General features: G+C 74.1%; 2 protein-coding genes. Both read right to left on the bottom strand.

Annotated features, from left to right (window positions below):
* The coding region (locus ACRDP3_RS19070; RefSeq protein WP_431518174.1) for a sensor histidine kinase at window positions 1–1,238 on the bottom strand (1,238 nt) is incomplete at its 3' end.
* Window positions 1,231–1,953 carry a response regulator transcription factor gene (locus tag ACRDP3_RS19065; protein ID WP_431518173.1) on the bottom strand — a complete coding sequence of 241 codons (723 nt, stop codon included), beginning with the start codon at window positions 1,951–1,953 and terminating at the stop codon, window positions 1,231–1,233. The genes ACRDP3_RS19065 and ACRDP3_RS19070, both read right to left, overlap by 8 nt.
* Between the last annotated feature and the right edge of the window lie 272 nt (window positions 1,954–2,225).

Here is a 2,225-nt window from a genome sequence, read left to right as displayed (position 1 = left end):
CCCGCGTCCTCCGCGGTGCGGCGGGCGATGTCGAGGCCGAGGCCGGTCGAGCCGGCGCCGCTCTCGCCGCGCGCGGCCACCGCCGCACCGGGCGGGAAGCCCGGCCCGTCGTCGTCCACCGTCAAGGAGCCGTCGGCGGTGACCGTGACCCGTACGGCGGTGCCTTCCGGCGTGTGGTCCAGCACGTTGCCGATCAGGGCGTCCAGCACCGCGCACAGGTCCTCGGCGGAGACCCGCACCGGCACCGGCTCCGGTGGCGCCGCGATGGCGGTGCCCCGCCCCTGGTCCTCCGCCAACGGCGTCCAGAACGCGGTACGTTCGCGCGCCACGGCGGCCAGGTCCGACCGCTCGCTGCCGGGTGCCGCGGCTTCCCGGCGGGCCGTGCGGATCACCTCGTCCACGCTTCGCTCCAGTGCCAGCACACCCGCCTCGATCCGTCCGGCCGCCTCCTCTCCGCGCAGCCCCTCGGCTTCGAGTCGCAGCGCGGCGACCGGGGTGCGCAGCCGGTGTGCCAGGTCCGCGGTGCGTTCCCGCTCGGCCCCGACGAGCACGCCGATCCGCTCGCCCAGTTCGTTCAACCGGACTGCCAGCAGCTGCAGTTCGCCCGGTCCGGAGGGTTCGGCCCGGGCCGCCAGATCCCCGGCCGCCAGCCGGTCGGCCGCCCTCGCCAGCCGCCGCGTGGTCCGTACGAGGCGCGCGGCCATCCGGTCCGCGAAGGCCAGCCCCAGCAGCGTGAGCGCGAGGCCGAGCCCTGCGACGGCCAGCCAGGAGGGCACCGCTCCGTCCCGCAACTGCGCCTTGCTCACCGTCACTTGTACGACCGATGCGGCAGGACCCGCTCCGGCGCCGCTGGTCCCCAGCACCGGCACCATGACCACACGTCCGCCGCTGTCCGGTGCGTAGGTGAAGGCCCGCCCGGACCGGGCAAGCCGCAGCGCGGACCTGCTCACGCTCGCCGGGTGCCGCCCCAGCACGTCACCGTCCGGCAGTACGACCGAAGTGCGCGGCCGGCCCCCCGCGTCGAGTCCGTTCAGTACGCCTCGTATCAGCCTGCGCCCACGGCCGGTGGAGGTGTCCGTGCTCCCGACGACCGCCGCGACCGACTGCCCGCGCTGTGTCGCCCCCGACATGGCTTCGTTCTCGGCGTGGCTGTGAGTCAGCAGCGCCAGCGGTACGAGCAGGGTGATCAGCACCAGCGCCGTGGTGACCCCGGTCAGCAGCAACAGCTGCTTACGCATCCGCGGCCCCGTCTCCCGCGACCCCGTCTCCCGGTGCCGCGAGCTTCACGCCGACGGAGCGCAGCGTGTGGAGATAGCGGGGCTGGTGGGCCGTCTCGCCCAACTTCCGTCGCAGCCACGACAGATGCACGTCCACGGTCTTGTCGGCACCGCCCAGCGGCTGCTGCCACACCTCGGCGAGCAGCTCGCGCCGGGTGACGACCTGGCCCGCCCGGCGGGCGAGAAAGCAGAGCAGGTCGAACTCCCGTGGTGTCAGCTCCAGTCGCTCACCGTCCAGCGTCACCTCGCGGGCGGACGGTGCGACGAGGAGGCCGCCGACCCGGAGCGGCTGCTCGGGCTCCGCCGCGACTCCCGTCCCCTGCCGCCGCAGCACCGCCTTGACGCGCGCGTCCAATTGCCCGGAGCCGAAGGGCTTGACGATGTAGTCGTCGGCCCCGTCCCCCAACGCCGCGACGATATCCGGCTCCTCGTCGCGGGCGGTGGCGACGATCACCGGTACGTCACTCACCGCCCGCAGTATCCGCAGCACCCGCGCACCGTCCACATCGGGCAGGCCGAGGTCGAGCACCACCAGATCCGGCCGGTGCGTGACGGCCGCTTCCAGCCCTCCCATTCCGGTCGAGGCGGTGGCCACGGCATGGCCACGGTCACGCAGCGCCCGTACGAGGGCAGCGCGCAACTGGGGGTCGTCCTCGATCACCAGGAGATGGGGCACCCTGATCACGGTAGCCACCGGGTCGGCGCGTCACAGCCGGCCCGGCGCCTTTCACCCCGGACTTATGGCGGTGCTAACCGGGCGTTAGGGGAGTGTGGAGCACACTCGCCGTGTGGACGACGGTGACGGCGGCGCGGAACGGACCGGGCACGAGGGAGCGGGCGCGGCGGTGCCGTCCGCGGAGCGGCGACGGTGGGCCCCCGCCGCCTGGTTGTACGCGGTCGCGCTGGCGGCGCTGCTCGGGATCTGGTCGTTCGAGTACGGGATGCCGG

This window comes from Streptomyces sp. (genome assembly GCF_050698815.1).
Lineage (GTDB): Bacteria > Actinomycetota > Actinomycetes > Streptomycetales > Streptomycetaceae > Streptomyces.
This window is presented reverse-complemented; position numbering and strand designations above follow the sequence as displayed.